The organism is Paenibacillus sp. sgz302115 (assembly GCF_056120445.1).
Genome location: NZ_JBVYOK010000006.1, coordinates 303,037 through 320,317, shown reverse-complemented (window position 1 = coordinate 320,317; position 17,281 = coordinate 303,037). Strand labels below are relative to the sequence as shown.

The window sequence follows — 17,281 nt, the reverse complement described above, 5'->3', positions numbered from 1 at the left end:
AAGTATCAGCTCCCGATTATCGACTAAGAGATCATTACCTGTATATCAAGCTCTCCGATCCCATCCATCAAAAGCGGAATACTCAGCGCTTTGCGCGGCAATACCGACATGGTCTCCGTCTTCATAAGCTTCGGCGGGGTGATATCCACGGTTACTCCCTGATTGGAGAGAATGGTGCTTGCGTTGCCGCTGATCATATTGCCCAGCTCCGAAATCGCGCTCTGACCCATCTCGTCCATCTCCGTAATTGCATAGCCGCCCATCATGGCCGACACAATCTTCAGCGCTACCTGCTCCGCGATTCCAAAAATAATATCTCCGCTCAATTGACCAGTCATCCCCACTTGAATCCATATATGATTATCAATCAGCTCAATATCCTTTACCCCGAGATTACCGGTGGATGGCGAGACTTGTACCACCTGCTCAATTACAATTCGTGCAGACTCTAAGAATGGATTGATTACTTCCGCTTTCATAAAAGTGCTGTCCCCCCTCTACCAGGCTTTAGTCATATACCAAAAGTCCCAAGCAATGATGATTTATTATACTTCATATATCGGTATTATTCACCAAAAATTAATGGTCTCTTCGAAGGAATTCTTAAGATAGTTTTGGCACAACATTGCCCTGCCGGGTGTTATCTCCTATAATCTAATCAAATGCCAACATCCGGCGTAAGATATATACATCAGAAACGGCTTTGCCATCCATAACCAAAGACAGTATCGTCCCGGCGGGAAAATAAAGCTGTCAGCCCACAAAGTTCGCCTTACCTCCGATGCCCATTCCAGATACTTTGCGGAACCAGAGACACACATACAACCTTGATTATCAGACATAAATGGCGGCGGCATTCAGCAAGCTAAAAGGGGGTACGTCCATGAACATCAGCCAGCTTGAGACGCTGATTACAATCTCCAAAACCATGAGCTTTCGCAAGGCGGGCGAGCTGCTCAACCTGACTCAGCCGGCTGTGTCGGCACAGATCAAAAGTCTGGAGGAAGAGTTCAAAACCCAGCTCGTTGACCGGAACCAGCCGGTTACACTAACGGACAGAGGTAAAGTATTTCTGACGCATGCTGAGCAAATTGTGGGTATCGTCGATGAGCTTAAGCAGCGTCTTGCGGATCTCGAGGAGAATCCGCAGGGGCATATTATACTTGGCACGACCACCTCCATTGCGATTCAGATTTTGCCGCGTGTCCTTTCGTATTTCCAGAACCAGTTCCCGCATATCAAAACTTCGATTTCCTCGATGTCCTCGTCACAGATTTATCAGCATGTCGAAAACGGTCTGGTCGATGTCGGCATCGGCTATTTAATCGGGCGCAGCCCGGGCATGACGACCTCCGTGCTGTATTATGACACCTTCGAGCTGGTGGTTTCGCCCCGCCATCCCCTCGCGCAGGTCAAAGCCGCAGGAATCGAAGCGCTCGCCACAATCCCGCTCATCCTGCTCTCGCCGGATACCGTCGGCCGCAGATTCGCCGATGAGGTATTCGCCAAGCATGGCATACAGCCGCAGGTGATTATGGAGCTGACCAGCAGCGAGGAGGTCAAGCGGATGGTGGAGCTGGATCTCGGCGCAGCGGTGATCTCCAAGCAGTCGGTGGCCTCCGAAGTGAGGAGCGGAACGCTCCGAATCGTCCCGATTATCGAGCTTGAGGTCACCCATCCTGTAGGCGTCATCACCAAGTCAGGCAAATATGTCAACTCGGCCATGCGGCAGTTTCTGAGCGATCTCAAGGGCATGCCCGAGACCCAATTCATCGGCTCCGAGTAACATGAATACTTTGCGGATACCCCGGGAACATTGTGAAAAACTGGCCTAAGGAGATGTTCTACCCATGAAATTCGACCTGCACACCCACCATTTCCGCTGCGGCCACGCTGACGGAACGATCAGGGATTATATCGAAGCCGGCATCGCCGCCGGCCTGGATGCGATCGGTATCTCCGATCATTCGCCTTACTTCGGAAGTCCTTCCGAGCAGGCTTTTCCCCATATTGCCATGGCCAAATCCGAGCTTGCCCGCTATGTCGATGAAGTGCTCTCCCTGCAAAAAGAATACGCCGGTAAAATTGACGTCCTGCTCGGCATCGAATCAGACTACTTCCCCGAGCATGCGGAGCTGTACCGCAAAACGTTGTCGGCCTATCCTTTTGACTACATCATCGGCTCAGTGCATAGCGTGGGTGGTGTCAGCATCTTCAATAAAAGACGCTGGAAGGGGCTTGGTCCCCAAGAGAAGCTCGCCAGCAAAGTCGAATACTACCGGCTGATCACCGAATCTGCCCGCAGCGGCATGTTTCAGTTCCTCGGCCACATTGATGCCATGAAGGGGAATTACCCGCAGTTCTCGGAAATTTCTGCCCCGGCGGAAATTGATGAGTGTCTGCGCGTCATCGCCGAATGCGGCGTAGCCATCGAGATTAACACCTCCGGCAGCACCAAGCTGAGCGGCGGCTGGTATCCTTCAGATGATATTTTGGAGCGGGCGCTGCATTACGGCGTAGAGGTCACCTTCGGCTCCGATGCCCATCTCACTTCACGGGTCGCCGATCAGCATGAGGCTGTGGTAGCCAGGCTTAAGGAAATCGGGTTCACGCAGTGGGTGTATTTCAAGCAAAAAGAGAAAAAAACAGTAAAGCTATAGTTCAACATTACAAAAAACCTCAATCTGCAGTTTAGGGACTGTGGATTGAGGTTTCTGCTGCTTTCGGGATGCTGTTTTCGGAATATAGATCTGGAAAGACGGTGATGAAAATTCTTTTAGTATTTGTTATCTGTCCTCTTATCGTCATTGCAGCTTCAATTATCGGAATCTTGTTGTTTAAGAAGTGGTTTGTAGTTCCACTATTAACATTTGTTACATTCACTATTTTAACTTTTACTGTTTTCAATGAATCTTTCTTTATTTGGGTAGTGGTCTACACAGTATTATCAATAATTATCGGTTTGTTTACGAAAACAAGCCGTCAATAGACGGTAGACTTTCAAAAAGGACCTTATGGTAACGGTCTGCTCCCTGAAAATGTTCCCGTTAACCACTTCGGTGCTTTTTGCTATTTCGGCAGATTATCGCAAGTGAAGCCCTGCTGCTTCAAGGTAATCTGCGCATCTCCATATTGCGGGTTGATCGAATAGAAGTGGGCTATCGTGCTGCTCCAATCTCTTTCCGTCAGGCCTTGAGCCTTCAGATATTCACGAAAGGCCGCATTGTATTCTTTAATCCAGCCCTCCACCTCGGGATTGTACTGCTCCTCATGAAGAACCGCCTGCACCGGAAGCCTTGGCTTCTTCGGCAGCTCCTCGGCAGGATATCCGACGCACAGCCCCACAACCGGGAAAACATATTCCGGCAATTGCAGCAGCTCGATGACCTTTGCCGTATTGCGGCGTACTCCCCCTATCGGAATGATACCCAGCCCCAGCGACTCAGCGGCAGCTACGGCATTCGACAAGGCGATTCCCACATCTGTAGCACCAACCAGCAGCGCGTCCACATCCTTCGCCGCCTCGAAAGGCTGATCTTCCAGTTCACTTGCGGCTTTGGCACGGTAAAAATCCATACAAAATACCAAAAACACAGGTGCGGCAGCCACATGCTTCTGGTTCCCGCAGAGGACCGAAAGCTGCTGTCTGCGTTCTTCACTCCGTACGGCGATGATGGACACCTGCTGTCCGTTTACCCATGACGGCGCTGCCTGGGCGGCTTCGATTATCGTCCGCAGCTTCTCCGGCTCCACGGGCTGCTCCAGATACTGCCGGTAGGAGCGGTGATTGGTTAATGTTCTGACTACTTCATTCAAAGGGTGATGACCTCCTCGCTTTTTGCGGCTATGTATTGTTCTGTATTACAACCATCATATCCCACTCACCAGGGAAACCGCCAGTCTTGGAAAGTACTTGGTCTTCTCGCCCGGAAGCATAAGCTCAGTCAGGTGCTTTAGATATCCCCCGCAGCAGCAAAAAAAATGGACCCGAAGCATCGGGTCCCAGCAGCAGTTATATTTTCAAAAGGGGGTCATGTACTTAGTTTAACCGGACACTGTTAGAGTTTCATAACGGGTTTATTTCATTTGTGTAACAATGTGAAGACTTTCATTACATCGCCCGAGCTGCCCGGCATAGGCTGGATGCGCTCCAGGGTCAGCCCGTTCTTCAGCATAACGCGCTCGGACCTGAGATTGTCGCCGCGGCAGCGGCCCTCAACCTTCCTAAGTCCCAGCTCCAAAAGTCCGTAATCCAGCAGCAGTCCTACGGCTTCGGTTGCCAACCCCTGCCCCCACCATAACGGATTCAGCAAATATCCAAGCACAGCTTTTCCCTCATGGCGGTTCCAGTTCTGCAGCGAGGCGGTCCCAATCAGTTCATGCTGCCCTCTAAGATAAATTCCCGCATGCAATGCGCAAGGATCGGAGGTGTGCAGCATCCGGGGCACCATTTTATCCAAATAGCCATGCAGTGATCCGGTTCCCTGACGCAGCAGTATATGCGGCTGCACTTCCGGATGGGAGAGCAGCGCTTTCAGCGCCATGGACTCCCCGGAATGCATCGTCCTCAGCTCAACCGCCGCTCCTTGCCGCTTCATGCATAATACCGTATCGTACGTGCGCATACGCTTCTCCTTTTCCCTTGCGACCTGGTTTGGAAACTGTAGACGCTATCCGTTAGCTGTTCAGCTACTTGCTGTAGATTAACGCCGTTCGTTATGCCCGGCGCAGGGTCATGATCGTAAGCTCCGGTCTGCATAAGAAGCGGAAAGGCATAACGGTCTCGCCAAATCCTCTGTTGACGTACACCGGCATCGCCTTTTTCGCTGTGTAGTACAAGCCGCTTATGTACTTTTCCGAACCGTATGGGGTGTACGCCGCACCTACAAAAGGCAGACGGATTTGTCCGCCGTGGCTGTGGCCAGACAATTGAAGATGGAAGGGATAGGCTTCCGCGATGTCGGCATAATCCGGCTCATGCATCATGAGCAGCGTGAATGTACCCTCAGGGACGCCTTGGAGCGCCGCCTGCGGATCAGGCTTCCCGTGCAGCAGGTCGTCAAGTCCAGCTACCGCGAGGGTTGCGCCCCCTTGCTTGATTAAATAAGACTGATTGCGCAGCACGCGAAAGCCGGCGGAAGTCAGCAGGCGGGTGAGCAGCTCCGTGTTCTTGTAATCGTGGTTGCCAAGTATCGCATATTTGCCAAGCGGCGCACTCAGCTCCGCTAATATGGCTACGGAGTCCTCCAGATCCTCGGCATAGCTGTCCACAATATCTCCGGTGAAGCAGATGATGTCCGGCTTGGCCTCCTTGATATGGGCCACCAGACGCGAGAGATCCTTGGCATCCTTGTTAAAGCCGAGATGCACATCGCTGAAGTGGACCAACCGGCTGCCGGCAAATGCAGAGGGCAGTTCCTTAAGCGCGAGCTCCATCCGGGTAATATCCAGCCAGTTCGGCTCTCCCTGCCAGGCGTAGCCGCTTGTAAGCAGACCTGCGCTAAATACGGCAGCAGCTCCCCGGGTCAGGAATTGGCGGCGGGTGAGCTTGCGGCCGCCGCCATTAGTCTCAGGCGGGACGCTGGGTCCGCCGCCGTTCTCTGCCCTAGCTAACGCGGTTTCGGGAGAAGCCCCGGAGGATTTTTTATTCATAGGGAGATTCTCCTTCCTTGCTTAGCTATATAAGCTGAATTTTGATTTACCGAATCAGCTTTGGTCGTAACTCCGGGGAATGTTTGGACTTCCGGCCGCTGTTGTTCACAGATTTCTTGATTTGAGACCGCTGATCGCGGTTGAAATCTGTGAACAAAGGCGGACGCTATCGCTCCGTAAGTATCCAAACTTCCCCTCCGCCACTTCTGCCTTTCGTAATTCTTTATTTCAGCTTGTATAGATTGCTTATTATTTTACTTTATTCATAGATCGCCTTTATGTACACAGCTTATTACGGCCGGCTGGACAAGGTAATCCGGCATTCTTCCTCAGGGGTCTCGCGGTATGCGCGGACGATGCCTTTGCGTTCTGCTTCGGCTTTTGGGAACCGGCGTTGCTTGAATGCCACCTCGACGTTCCGGGTGAACGGAAAAGGGTCGAGCAGCAAGATAGATTTATCCTGCCATTCCGCCGTAATCACGCGCCCGGAGGTGAAGCTGAAATCCCCGCTTCCCGAGAACCCTTGGCGAAACCAGGGATGCTCTTCCGATTTGGGGGTTCCCGGCTCACTTAGCGCAAGATACAGCGAGAGATCATCGCAGAATTGCAGCAGTCGGGCATCATGATGCAGCTCGCCCTCAGCGAGCGGCTGGCTTGCCTCCAGTTGGCGAAGTATACGGAACCGGCGCTCCTCTTCAGCCTTCAGATAGGCAGTCAGCTCCGCACACGCCTCTCCCGATATCTTGATCAGCCGTTCAAAATGCAAACTGCACAGCAGCGCACCATACGGAGTTTCCGCTTCAATCTCATCCAATCCGCGTCTATAGAACGTAAGCTTCGGCACTAGCGGAAAATCAATAAAGGTGTATGGCGAACCCGCCGCATCATTCCAGAAAGGCGTCTCGTCAAGATCAATCCAGCCCCGATCATGATTGCTAACCGCCCACAGCACCCCCGTCCGGCGTCCTTCCCCCGGCATATGCTCATCCTTAAAATGCTCAGCAAAGCTGCCGGCCAGCAGCCCGTGCTCATGCTGCTTAACCATTACCAAATCCCCGTCCTGTTCACGACAAATCAATGTCATTCCTCCCCTGACTATCCCCTGTCTGAATGTTGCATCGACTATGGAGATTATAACATAACCACCTATATTTGTTTGAGTTCAGACGGCTATGACCCTTTCAAGCTATCTGACCATTATATACTAGATCAGCATCAGTTCTAAATCTGCGGTTTAGGACGGAGCCTTTGTGGTTCGGGGAGAGAGGGATTCGTATATCAATACTCCTGATCCTTACGGACCGTGAAGCCCTTATTTTCCCGAAAAGGATACATTTAGCCGGGCTATCGGACCGTAGAGCGCTTATTGCCTCTTCGGCAGGTATATTTGGGGCGAATGTCGGCCCATAAAGGCCCTGGAGTCCGTTCACTTGCGGAAAAATGACTTCCAGTAGAAATAAGAGCTGCGCAGTCAGTTACAAACGGGCAGACTCTTCCGATCAGGAAATGCGTGGCCCTGGAACTGGGCAAAAAGCTGATAGACAAGCCTGAAAAAAAGGGAGTGTCCAGACAGCCTTTCGGCTTCCGTGACACTCCCTTCTGATGATGTGAGATAAAGGCAGCCGGCTACACGCCCAGCCAGCGCTTGAACATATGCTTGGTGGTCTGCTTGTTAATCTCAGCGATGGAGGTGGTGAGCGGAATGCCTTTCGGGCAGGCGCGCACACAGTTCTGTGAGTTGCCGCAGCCCTCGATACCCCCATCCTGCATCAGCGCCTCCAGGCGCTCATCAGCGTTCATCTCGCCTGTAGGATGCGCATTGAACAGACGCACCTGCGAAATCGCTGCAGGACCGATGAAGTCGGTCTTCTCATTGACATTCGGGCAGGCCTCCAGACAAACGCCACAGGTCATGCACTTGGAGAGCTCATACGCCCATTGGCGTTTCTTCTCCGCCATCCGCGGTCCCGGACCTAGATCATAGGTGCCGTCAATTGGAATCCACGCTTTGACGCGCTTGAGGGCATTGAACATCCGGCTGCGGTCGATCACCAGGTCGCGCACCACAGGGAACGTCTTCATCGGCTCAATGCGCACCGGCTGCTCCAGGTTATCAATCAACGCTGCACAGGCCTGGCGCGGCTTCCCGTTGATCACCATCGAGCAGGCGCCGCACACTTCCTCCAGACAGTTGGATTCCCAGCAGACCGGGACCGTACTGTCGCCCTTGGCGTTGACCGGGTTGCGCTGAATTTCCATCAAAGCGCTGATCACGTTCATCCCCGGACGGTACGCAAGCTCGAACTCCTCCGTATAAGGAGCCGTTTCCGGCTCGTCCTGGCGGGTAATGATAAACTTTACGTTTTTGGGAGCTGCAGCAGTTTCCGCCATATCAGTTACCTCCTATAAGTTTTGTGAGCATCGCTTCCTGAATCCGCTTCGTACCAAACCCGCTTCGGAAGCATCTGCTTAAGTTTGTGGAAAATGTTAATCCGCCTTGTACGTTCGCATGGTGGCGACGTTTTCTATATAAGTTGAACTATAGATTTTCATATTGGGTCTGGTCGTAACTGCGGAGAATGTTTGGACTTCCGGCCGCTGTTGTCTACAGATTTCTTAATTTATACCGCTTGGGCGGATGAAATCCGTAGACAAAGGCGGACGCTACCGCTCCTCCAGTTCCAAACTTCTCCTCCGTCACTTCTGCCCTTTTTATGTTTCTTTAGTTCAACTTATATAGCATATTTATCAGCTTTCTTATCAGCTTATCAGGCAGTTAGTTGCACTTTGTACAGCTAAAATAGCCGATTTCAACTCATTTCAGCATATAATTGCAGTTTCTGCAGTTATACTTCAGGGAAAGCCCGCCAAGCGGGCTATTCCTCAAAAAATAATTGCACAAAATACAGCTAAACCGCCTTAAGCGCGTTTAGAGACCCGTTTAATTGTATGAAATACAATTAACACCAAACATCGGCAGCCCGCTTAATGAGCCAAGTATCAAGGGTGGCTCATCAGTGGCTTATCTAACGCTACGCCCCATGCAATCAATCCTTCGAGTAATCCCGTACCCGTGGAGGAATCAGCGAAACATCCACCGCTTCGTAGGAGATTTGCGGGCCGTCCGGTGTCCAGCTTGCCTTGGTAGTCTTCAGGAACTCCTCGTCGTTGCGGTGCGGGAATTCCGGCTTATAGTGCGCGCCCCGGCTCTCATTGCGCAGCAGCGCTCCAAGGGTCATCGCCTCGGACAGCTCCAGCATGTTCCAAAGCTGGCGGGTAAAGGCCACACCCTGGTTGTTCCAGCGTGAAGTATCGTTCATGTTGATGCTGCGGTAACGCTCCTTGAGCTCTTTGATTTTGCCGATGGTGGCTGTAAGCTTGCCGTTGTCGCGCACCACCGTCATATTAGCGGTCATCCATTCGCCCAGCTCCTTATGGATGGCATAGGCGTTCTCCGTACCGGACATAGCCAGCAAAGACTCATATTTATCCGTCTGTGTCTTGTGGAAGCTGTCAAACACGGTGGAGGAAATGTCCTGTACCGATTTCTTCAGCCCTTTAATATATTCAACAGCCTTCGGTCCCGAGACCATGCCGCCGTAGATCGCCGAGACAAGTGAGTTCGCGCCGAGCCGGTTCGCCCCGTGATATTGGTATTCACACTCCCCTGCTGCGAACAGCCCGGGAATATTGGTCATTTGGTTATAATCGACCCACATGCCGCCCATAGAGTAATGCACCGCCGGGAAGATTTTCATCGGGATTTTGCGGGGATCATCGCCCATGAACTTTTCATAGATTTCGATGATGCCGCCCAGCTTGACGTCCAGCTCCTTCGGGTCCTTATGGGACAGATCCAGGTACACCATGTTCTCGCCATTAATGCCCAGCCCCTGATCCACACACACACTAAAAATCTCCCGGGTAGCAATATCGCGCGGCACCAGGTTTCCGTAAGAAGGATATTTCTCCTCCAGGAAGTACCAAGGCTTGCCGTCCTTGTAGGTCCAGATGCGCCCGCCTTCGCCGCGCGCCGATTCCGACATCAGCCGCAGCTTGTCGTCGCCGGGAATGGCAGTCGGATGAATCTGAATAAATTCCCCGTTGGCATAATGCACACCCTGCTGGTATACGGCGCTTGCGGCCGTTCCGGTGTTGATGACCGAGTTCGTTGTTTTGCCGAAAATAATCCCCGGACCGCCGCTCGCCAGAATCACCGCGTCCGCCGGAAAGGTCTGAATCTCCATCGTCTTGAGATTCTGGGCGCTGATGCCGCGGCATACACGCTCGTCGTCAAGGATCACCGAGAGGAACTCCCAGTTCTCGCTTTTGGTGACCATGCCTTCGGACTCCCAGCGGCGGACCTGCTCATCCAGCGCATACAGCAGCTGCTGGCCGGTTGTCGCCCCGGCAAAAGCCGTCCGGTGGCGCTTCGTCCCGCCGAACCGGCGGAAATCAAGCAGCCCCTCCGGGGTGCGGTTGAACATCACGCCCATCCGGTCCATCAGATGGATGATACCCGGCGCAGCTTCGCACATCGCCTTGACCGGAGGCTGGTTGGCGAGGAAGTCGCCCCCGTATACCGTGTCGTCAAAATGCTCCCAGGGCGAGTCGCCCTCGCCTTTGGTGTTCACTGCGCCGTTAATGCCGCCTTGCGCGCAGACCGAATGCGATCTTTTGACAGGAACAAGGGAGAATAAATGCACATGCGCGCCGGATTCCGCCGCCTTGATGGTAGCCATCAGGCCGGCCAGCCCCCCGCCCACGATAATGATATCGGCTGCTGCCATGATTGTTCCCTCCTAGACTTTTTTAATATAGATTAGCCCGAACTTGGACACGCTTTCTCAAATTCTTAGATGAAGCTCCGCAAGGACTGCACAGCCGCAGATGTTGCCTGGAATTCATTGTCGCGGAAGGTGACCAGTGAGAGCAGGAACATGAAGCTGACAATAACAAAAAGACCCAGACAGAGCACGGAGGACACTCTTTGCGAACGCGGGCCTACAGTTACGCCCCAACTGATCAGGAACGACCAGAGACCGTTCGAGAAGTGGAAGCAGGCCGCCAGAATGCCGATTACATATACTGTCAGCAAAAGCGGCTGAGTCACGATGTTATGCATAACACCGCCCAGCTCTTCATGCTTCACATTACCGACCGCCACCTGGAACCGGGTTTCGTACAGATGCCAGATGATGAAGATAAAGGTGATAATTCCGCTGATCCGCTGCAGCGTATACCGCCAGTTTCTTTCCACATTGAAGCGGTTCAGGTTTGGCTTAGACTGATAGGCGATGTATAGCCCATAGACCCCGTGATACAGCAGCGGTAGCCATATGCCGAACAATTCCAGGAAGAAGACGAGCGGCAGGCTGTTCAGCCACAGCACACTGTCATTGAAACCGGAAGCGCCACCCTCCACTGCCGAGAAATTCGTCAGCATATGCTCCAGGAAGAAGAACCCGAGCGGGATAACGCCGAGCAAGGAATGAATCTTTCTGGAATAAAATCCTCTCATGCAAAGTGTCCCCTTTCCGATTAAAACAGCGTTTTCATTAATGAGTGCCACTGCCGGGAATACTGCTAAAACAGAAGAGCGGGAGCTCCTTCAGACCGCTAAAGGTCTACTTTGACCGCTATTCATTGTTTGCCCGGACTATGCTCTAATATTCACAATATGTGAATATCTTGTGTCACTTTTCATGTTACTCTTTTTTCTCTTATAAGGGAATTGCAATCTAATTATTAATAGTTATACAATAAACGCATAAGAATATTTTCAATGTGATAATCATTCTCATTTAGAAGGCAATAATTATATATGTTGTACTGAATCCCTTATTAACAAAGGGTATATCATATTAGCCGCTATGCCATTTGTCACTTTCATTATGACCTACTCGAAATGGGAATACTGTGAACATAGATTGAATAAAAGGAGAATGGCCCTATGTTTGATGACTTGGACATTTTTGCCGCCGTTGTGGAGCACTCCAGCCTGAACCGGGCCTCGCGCCAGCTCAACCTCTCCCAGCCCGCCCTCTCCCGCAAAATCTCCAAGCTGGAGGAACGGCTTGGCGTTCCCCTGTTCAACCGCTTCGGCAAGCGGCTGGAGCTGACGGAGGTCGGACGCCTGACCTACACCTATGCGCTGGAGCAGCGGCAGCAGCGTTCTAAATTCCTGGAAGCGTTGTCCAAGTTCAAGGAAGGCGAGCCGCAGCTTGTCACCCTGGGAGCCAGCCTCACCACACTGCAGACAACCCTGCCGCCGCTCGTTAACGCCTACATGGAGAAGTATCCGGCTGCCGAGCTGAAGCTGACCACCGGGAAGACGCATGAGATTGTCTCCTCGGTCAGCGAAGGCAAATCCGATGTCGGCATCATCGCCTCCGCCACCCAGGAGCCGGGCCTGCGCTGCATTCCGCTGTTCGAGGATCAGCTCCGGCTGGTCGTCTCCGAGCAGCATCCGCTGGCCCTGTCAGCGAAGCTGAGCATGAGCGATCTCTCCCGGCTGCCCATGATCCTCTTCTCCAAGGGCACCTGGTACCGCCGCATGACCGACGAGCTGTTCCAGCGCAGCGGCATTGATCCCGATGTGCGGATGGAGATCGACTCCTTCGAGGCCATCGTCCGGCTGCTGCCGACCATCAAAGCCGCCGCGCTGCTGCCGAAGTCCTACCTGCGCCCCGAACTGCTGAACGGCGGCGGGCTGGTCTCGCTGCATATCAAGGAGCTGGAGCAGACCCAGCGGACCACCTGCCTGATCTATCAGAGCAGCGGCGGGCTAAGCACAGCGGCACGCTGCCTGGTGCAGGTGACGGAGGAGGTGTTCCTGCCGGGGAGGGAATAGACCCCTTCCACAAGAACTGCAGGTATTAAGGTAAAAGGAGCTGCTGCAATGGCAAGGAACAACTTTTTATTAATGCTGCTTATTCTTGTGTCCACAACCCTGGCAGGCTGCGCTCCGCAAACGGTGGACACACCTCTTTACGAAGGGAGGCGCCTTGACATAGGGATCATAGGCGATGTTCCGAAAATACGGGAGAAGAATATCAGGTTTACGGAAATGACTTTGGACAACTTAAAAATAGGCAACAGCCTTTCCGCTGCTGTGGATGCCGTTTTTATTCAGAAGGAATATTTGTCCGAAGCGGCAGACAGTGAATATGCTGAGGTGTATCAAAAAGCAGGCATTCCCTTTTTCTTCATCGAGTCAAAGAAATCATATGTACCTTTTGTTCATGAGGACCTTTCCTATGAGGAAGTGCCTGATATGTCTGCAGACACGTATGCCACAGGCTATTATCAGTCTGGCGGTAAAGGGCAGTATTGGGGGTACGGACTGTACAATGACCAAGTAAATCCATCCAACATTAAAGATGCCTATTCACGGATATTTAAAACTATTGCCTCGCTTCCAAAATAGCAGCAACGCCCGGATAATCATCCGGGCGTTGTTCAATCCGTTTATTTTTTAAGCCGATGGGCCTAATAGCACCTACTCCACATTCAACGCCTTACTCTCAAACTCCACAATGCTCTCATTTGAGCCGATGACAACCATAATGTCCCCCTGACGCACATAGTCATGCGCCGTTGGGGCAACAATAATACCCTCTTCACGGTTCAGGGCAATAATGCTGCAGCCGTATTTGGCCCGCGTGTTCAGCTCGGAGAGGCTTTTGCCGTCCATGCAGGAGGGCACGGTCAGCTCAACCACCATGTAATCCTTGGAGAGCTCGATATAATCCAGCAGGTTAGGTGTGGTCAGCTGATGAGCTACACGAATGCCCATATCCCGTTCCGGAAAAATCACCCGGTCCACCCCCAGCTTAGAGAGCGCCCGCCCGTGAAGGATCGAAAGCGCCTTGGCTACCACCTGCTTAACTCCCAGCTCCTTCAGGAGAATGGCTGCCAGAATGCTTCGCTCCATGTTATCGCCAATCGCCACAATGCCGCAATCGAAATTGCGTACGCCCAGCGAACGCATAATGCTCTCATCCGTAGCATCCGCCATCACCGCATGTGTAAGCTGGCTGCTCATTTCTTCTACCCGTTCCTCAATGTGGTCAATGCCAAGCACCTCATAGCCCATAGCCATCAGTTCCAGCGCAAGGCTTGACCCGAAGCGGCCGAGACCGATTACGACAAATTGCTGATCTTTCATATAATTCGCAGCTCCTTACCCTATTATCATTTTGCCCTCAGGGAACCTGTACAATTGCTTGCCCTTCTTCGGACCAATCGCATACGCCAGCGTCAGCAGTCCAAGCCTGCCTGCGAACATCGTCAGACAGATCAGGATTTTGCCGACCGGGGTCAGCTCCGGTGTCAGCCCCATGCTTAAGCCAACGGTGGCAAAGGCGGAGGTAGTCTCGAACAGAATCATCAGAAAAGGACGGTCTTCTGTCGTGGACAGAATCATCGACACCGAAACAACGAGCAGCAGCGCCAGCAGAGTAATCGTCAGTGCCTTGAACACGCGCTCCTGTGCCAGCCGATAGCGGAACAGCACAATATCCTCGCGGCCGCGCAGCATGGAAATCACCGCACCGACCATCAGGGTGAAGGTGGTTGTCTTGATCCCTCCGCCGGTAGACCCGGGAGAAGCACCGATAAACATTAGAATGACAATAAAAAATTGCGTGGCCTGCCGAAGCCCGGCAATATCCACTGTATTCGCCCCGGCGGTACGCGGCGAGACCGATTGAAAGAATGCAGCCCATGCTTTTCCGCCAAAGCTGAGCGGACTCAGCGTCCGGGAATTGCTGAATTCAAAGATAAAAATGACCAAGGCTCCAAGTAAAATAAGCACAGCAGTCATCGACAGGACCACCTTGCTGTGCAGCGACAGCCTGCGTGTGCGGCGGTATTCCACAAGGTCCGACATAACAACGAACCCGATGCCGCCGGAAACGATGAGGAACATAACCACGATATTTACCACGGGATCACTGGCATAACCGGTCAGGCTGCGGTATTCGCCAAAGATATCAAACCCGGCATTGTTGAACATAGACACCGCATGGAAAATTCCGAAGTAGAGCGCACGGCTAAAGGGCATATCAAACGCCCAGCGAATCGCAAGCACCGCAGCCGAGGCCGCTTCTATGACGAGCGAATAAATCAGGACCTTGCGGATCAGGCGCACAATCCCTTCCATCGAGCCTTGATTCATCGCTTCCTGAAGGATCAGCCGGTCGCGGAGCGAAATTTTGCGTTTGAAGACAAGTGCGAATAAGGTAGCCATCGTCATAAAGCCCAGGCCGCCAACTTGAATAAGCAGGATAATAACAACTTGTCCGAACGTGCTGAAATACGTTCCTGTGTCCACCACAACAAGGCCGGTTACACAGGTCGCTGAGGTTGCCGTGAACAGCGCATCAATAAATCTTAGCGAATGTCCCGATGCACTCGATACGGGAAGCATCAGCAGAAGGGTTCCGGTCAGAATGACGGCGGCAAAGCCGAGAACCAGAATCTGCGGTGGAGCCAGCTTCAGAAATTGAAATCTAGTACTCTTGGGAATTGGTGAAGCCAAACCTCTCATCCTCTCGCATGCTGCAATATAAACATACAGATTATAATCGTTATTACCCGAACAAAACAAGCATAAGCCCGGCCCGATTGACGTAAAAGGATAATACGGAAATTTTTTGTATCTGCAAGGCCAGTAATACTATAATGGAAAATAACAGGTTTATTTCATCACACAAGGAGGCGTTTCATGAATTCCGTCGGCCAGCCCCTACAGCAGCGGCCCCTTTCCACCAGGCTCATTCTTGCAGGCATTATCGGCCTTATTGTGTTCATCATGTTCCAAATCGCTCCCCAGCTTCTCTCAGATGGAGACACTGCAGCCATCAGCAAGAGCGAGGCCCGTGAGAAAGCCGCCGCATTCGCAGATCAGCAGCTTGGCCATCAAGAGACCTCTCAGGAGGAGTGGTCCGTTAGTTACCGGTCGGATTCCTCTTTCTATGGCTATATGTCCCGAGAGAAGCTTCTGGATCAATACTCCAAGAAAAAGCTGGATCAGCGTTATCCGTTCGATGTCTTTCATGCCGTGCTTTATACTTCCGGAGAAGCGATCCCTATCCTGTCGGTTGATCTAAATATGTACACCGGCAAGGTCGTGGGCTTTGGACGCGGAGTAGACTCAAGCTTCAGTGCAGAAGCTAAGAAGAACACTGCCAGTCTTTCCCCTGTATCCGGTACCGCCAGCACAGCGAGCGAGCCCGGGCTGTCGCTGGAGCAGAAGGAGAACCTCGCCCGTCCGTGGCTGCAATTATGGGGAGCGAATCCTGCCAAGCTGCAAATCCAGGCGGACACCGGGGATTACGGACTGGTCTATACCGATAGTTCGGTCAAGGTTGGAGAATCGCTGCTGCAATATCATTTCAAATTTCAACAGGATGATGTCTCGTATTTCCGGGCGGGCTTCACCGCCCCGGCCTGGCATGTCAGCTATGTTGAAGATCAGACCTCGCTGGCCACATGGCTGACCGGACTCGGCTATGGTCTGCCAACGCTGGCGCTTGGTATCTTGGCGCTGATCTATAGTATTTTGCGCAGAGGACATACCTCCTTTAAGCGGGGGATCTTTCTCAGCTCAGTACACTTTGTAATCATGATGGTCAGCTCCTACAATGTGATTTCGGAAACCGGCGGAGACAGCCTGGAGAGCCGCATAACCAGCATGGTAATGCTCATCTTCTACTTCATCTATAGTCTGCTGATGTCTTCAATGCTCTACTTCTCGCTGGTTGGAGGCAACGGCCTCTGGCGCAAGGAGGAAGGGCTTAACCCTTGGCCGCGTGCCAAGGAACCGGGATACGGCAAATATGTTATGGACAGCATGCGTGCCGGCTATATCTGGGCCTTTATTCTGCTTGGCGTGCAGACGCTCATGTTCATCATTCTGTCCTATACGCTGCACAACTGGTCTACCACGGACGCAAGCCAATCTCCCTATAACATGAGATATGCCTGGCTGCTGCCTATTGTCGCCTGGCTTGCCGGCTTGTCCGAGGAGGCCATTTACCGCCTGTTCGGTATCCGTATGGTCAAAAAAATGGTGCGCAGCACCTTCCTGGCTTCCTTGATCACCACACTGATCTGGGCCTTCGGCCATACACTGTATCCGATCTACCCGATCAGTTCGCGTCCGATTGAACTGACAGTGATCGGCCTCTTGTTCAGTTATATTTTCCTGCGCTACGGCTTTATTGCCGCCATGTTCAGCCACGTCGTATTTGACAGCATCCTGATGGGCGCTACGCTGATCTTCATGAAGGAGCCAATCAATATCGGTGCTGGTATCGTGACCATCGTCCTGCCGTTTGTGGTTGGCTATATCGTGTACCTGTTCAATCCTCCGCGCAAGCCGGAGCCAGCAGAACCAGTCAGTCCCATAATCTAATCTGCAATGTAAAAAACGGCTGAGCCTCCCTACTCAGGGAAAGCTCAGCCGTTTCTGTGTTGGGTATATCCGTCTATTCACTTCAGCTACTTCCTGCACAGGGAAAATGAATATCAACGCTTAATAACCGGAATTTCTCCACCTGATTGTCGGCATATCGCCCTTGTTCAAAATTCAAGTGGAATGTATGCGCTTAATTTATTCAAT

General features: G+C 52.3%; 16 protein-coding genes. 6 read left to right on the top strand and 10 right to left on the bottom strand.

Annotation, left to right across the window (positions count from 1 at the left end):
* Window positions 1–23: 23 nt before the first annotated feature.
* Window positions 24–479 (bottom strand): chemotaxis protein CheX, encoded by a 456-nt coding sequence (locus tag AC0LWN_RS15035; protein ID WP_019908737.1) that lies wholly within the window; start codon window positions 477–479, stop codon window positions 24–26.
* Between the two features lie 404 nt (window positions 480–883).
* On the opposite strand from AC0LWN_RS15035, the gene AC0LWN_RS15030 reads away from it, so the two are divergent.
* The 3 genes from AC0LWN_RS15030 to AC0LWN_RS15020 all read left to right on the top strand — a co-directional run bounded on the left by AC0LWN_RS15030 (window position 884) and on the right by AC0LWN_RS15020 (window position 2,989).
* Window positions 884–1,786, top strand: a complete 903-nt coding sequence (locus AC0LWN_RS15030; protein WP_458967890.1) for a LysR family transcriptional regulator — start codon at window positions 884–886, stop codon at window positions 1,784–1,786.
* A 64-nt stretch (window positions 1,787–1,850) separates the two neighbouring features.
* A complete protein-coding gene (locus AC0LWN_RS15025) occupies window positions 1,851–2,660 on the top strand; it encodes a histidinol-phosphatase (RefSeq protein ID WP_474666588.1) in 810 nt (269 codons plus the stop codon).
* Window positions 2,661–2,728: 68 nt separating this feature from the next.
* On the top strand, window positions 2,729–2,989 hold the full coding sequence (locus tag AC0LWN_RS15020) for a DUF2651 family protein (protein WP_474666586.1): 261 nt from the start codon (window positions 2,729–2,731) through the stop codon (window positions 2,987–2,989).
* Between the two features lie 80 nt (window positions 2,990–3,069).
* On the opposite strand, the gene AC0LWN_RS15015 is transcribed toward AC0LWN_RS15020, so the two are convergent.
* From AC0LWN_RS15015 to AC0LWN_RS14985, 7 genes are all read right to left on the bottom strand, one after another.
* Entirely contained in the window at window positions 3,070–3,816 is a 747-nt protein-coding gene (locus AC0LWN_RS15015; protein WP_474666584.1) for an NADPH-dependent oxidoreductase, read from the bottom strand.
* A 266-nt stretch (window positions 3,817–4,082) separates the two neighbouring features.
* The gene (locus tag AC0LWN_RS15010; protein ID WP_474666582.1) at window positions 4,083–4,625 is read right to left on the bottom strand and encodes a GNAT family N-acetyltransferase; all 543 of its coding nucleotides are present in this window, start codon (window positions 4,623–4,625) and stop codon (window positions 4,083–4,085) included.
* Between the two features lie 91 nt (window positions 4,626–4,716).
* Entirely contained in the window at window positions 4,717–5,652 is a 936-nt protein-coding gene (locus tag AC0LWN_RS15005) for a metallophosphoesterase (protein WP_474666580.1), read from the bottom strand.
* A 292-nt stretch (window positions 5,653–5,944) separates the two neighbouring features.
* Window positions 5,945–6,730: a DUF3891 family protein gene (locus tag AC0LWN_RS15000; protein WP_474666578.1), complete on the bottom strand. Its 786-nt coding sequence runs from the start codon at window positions 6,728–6,730 to the stop codon at window positions 5,945–5,947.
* Between the two features lie 548 nt (window positions 6,731–7,278).
* Window positions 7,279–8,043 carry a succinate dehydrogenase iron-sulfur subunit gene (gene sdhB, locus AC0LWN_RS14995; protein WP_458967896.1) on the bottom strand — a complete coding sequence of 255 codons (765 nt, stop codon included), beginning with the start codon at window positions 8,041–8,043 and terminating at the stop codon, window positions 7,279–7,281.
* 656 nt (window positions 8,044–8,699) lie between these two features.
* Complete coding sequence (gene sdhA / locus AC0LWN_RS14990) at window positions 8,700–10,442, bottom strand: succinate dehydrogenase flavoprotein subunit (protein ID WP_474666576.1); 1,743 nt, start codon at window positions 10,440–10,442, stop codon at window positions 8,700–8,702.
* Window positions 10,443–10,507: 65 nt separating this feature from the next.
* On the bottom strand, window positions 10,508–11,173 hold the full coding sequence (locus AC0LWN_RS14985) for a succinate dehydrogenase cytochrome b558 subunit (RefSeq protein ID WP_474666574.1): 666 nt from the start codon (window positions 11,171–11,173) through the stop codon (window positions 10,508–10,510).
* 432 nt (window positions 11,174–11,605) lie between these two features.
* Here AC0LWN_RS14985 and AC0LWN_RS14980 point away from each other — a divergent pair, with 432 nt between their 5' ends.
* Entirely contained in the window at window positions 11,606–12,505 is a 900-nt protein-coding gene (locus tag AC0LWN_RS14980) for a LysR family transcriptional regulator (RefSeq protein WP_474666572.1), read from the top strand.
* 48 nt (window positions 12,506–12,553) lie between these two features.
* A complete protein-coding gene (locus tag AC0LWN_RS14975; RefSeq protein ID WP_474666570.1) occupies window positions 12,554–13,081 on the top strand; it encodes a hypothetical protein in 528 nt (175 codons plus the stop codon).
* Between the two features lie 72 nt (window positions 13,082–13,153).
* Here the strand turns inward: AC0LWN_RS14975 and AC0LWN_RS14970 are convergent, their stop codons facing one another.
* Window positions 13,154–13,822: a potassium channel family protein gene (locus AC0LWN_RS14970; RefSeq protein WP_458967900.1), complete on the bottom strand. Its 669-nt coding sequence runs from the start codon at window positions 13,820–13,822 to the stop codon at window positions 13,154–13,156.
* Between the two features lie 15 nt (window positions 13,823–13,837).
* Complete coding sequence (locus AC0LWN_RS14965; RefSeq protein ID WP_474666568.1) at window positions 13,838–15,205, bottom strand: TrkH family potassium uptake protein; 1,368 nt, start codon at window positions 15,203–15,205, stop codon at window positions 13,838–13,840.
* A gap of 177 nt (window positions 15,206–15,382) precedes the next feature.
* On the opposite strand from AC0LWN_RS14965, the gene AC0LWN_RS14960 reads away from it, so the two are divergent.
* Entirely contained in the window at window positions 15,383–17,074 is a 1,692-nt protein-coding gene (locus AC0LWN_RS14960) for a CPBP family intramembrane glutamic endopeptidase (RefSeq protein WP_474666566.1), read from the top strand.
* Window positions 17,075–17,281 lie beyond the last annotated feature (207 nt).

Coding starts and splice junctions, on each gene's coding strand:
- AC0LWN_RS15035 (WP_019908737.1), bottom strand. CDS start 479: ATGAAAGCGGAAGTAATCAATCCATTCTTAGAGTCTGCACGAATTGTA.
- AC0LWN_RS15030 (WP_458967890.1), top strand. CDS start 884: ATGAACATCAGCCAGCTTGAGACGCTGATTACAATCTCCAAAACCATG.
- AC0LWN_RS15025 (WP_474666588.1), top strand. CDS start 1,851: ATGAAATTCGACCTGCACACCCACCATTTCCGCTGCGGCCACGCTGAC.
- AC0LWN_RS15020 (WP_474666586.1), top strand. CDS start 2,729: ATGCTGTTTTCGGAATATAGATCTGGAAAGACGGTGATGAAAATTCTT.
- AC0LWN_RS15010 (WP_474666582.1), bottom strand. CDS start 4,625: ATGCGCACGTACGATACGGTATTATGCATGAAGCGGCAAGGAGCGGCG.
- AC0LWN_RS15005 (WP_474666580.1), bottom strand. CDS start 5,652: ATGAATAAAAAATCCTCCGGGGCTTCTCCCGAAACCGCGTTAGCTAGG.
- sdhB (WP_458967896.1), bottom strand. CDS start 8,043: ATGGCGGAAACTGCTGCAGCTCCCAAAAACGTAAAGTTTATCATTACC.
- sdhA (WP_474666576.1), bottom strand. CDS start 10,442: ATGGCAGCAGCCGATATCATTATCGTGGGCGGGGGGCTGGCCGGCCTG.
- AC0LWN_RS14985 (WP_474666574.1), bottom strand. CDS start 11,173: ATGAGAGGATTTTATTCCAGAAAGATTCATTCCTTGCTCGGCGTTATC.
- AC0LWN_RS14980 (WP_474666572.1), top strand. CDS start 11,606: ATGTTTGATGACTTGGACATTTTTGCCGCCGTTGTGGAGCACTCCAGC.
- AC0LWN_RS14975 (WP_474666570.1), top strand. CDS start 12,554: ATGGCAAGGAACAACTTTTTATTAATGCTGCTTATTCTTGTGTCCACA.
- AC0LWN_RS14970 (WP_458967900.1), bottom strand. CDS start 13,822: ATGAAAGATCAGCAATTTGTCGTAATCGGTCTCGGCCGCTTCGGGTCA.
- AC0LWN_RS14965 (WP_474666568.1), bottom strand. CDS start 15,205: ATGAGAGGTTTGGCTTCACCAATTCCCAAGAGTACTAGATTTCAATTT.
- AC0LWN_RS14960 (WP_474666566.1), top strand. CDS start 15,383: ATGAATTCCGTCGGCCAGCCCCTACAGCAGCGGCCCCTTTCCACCAGG.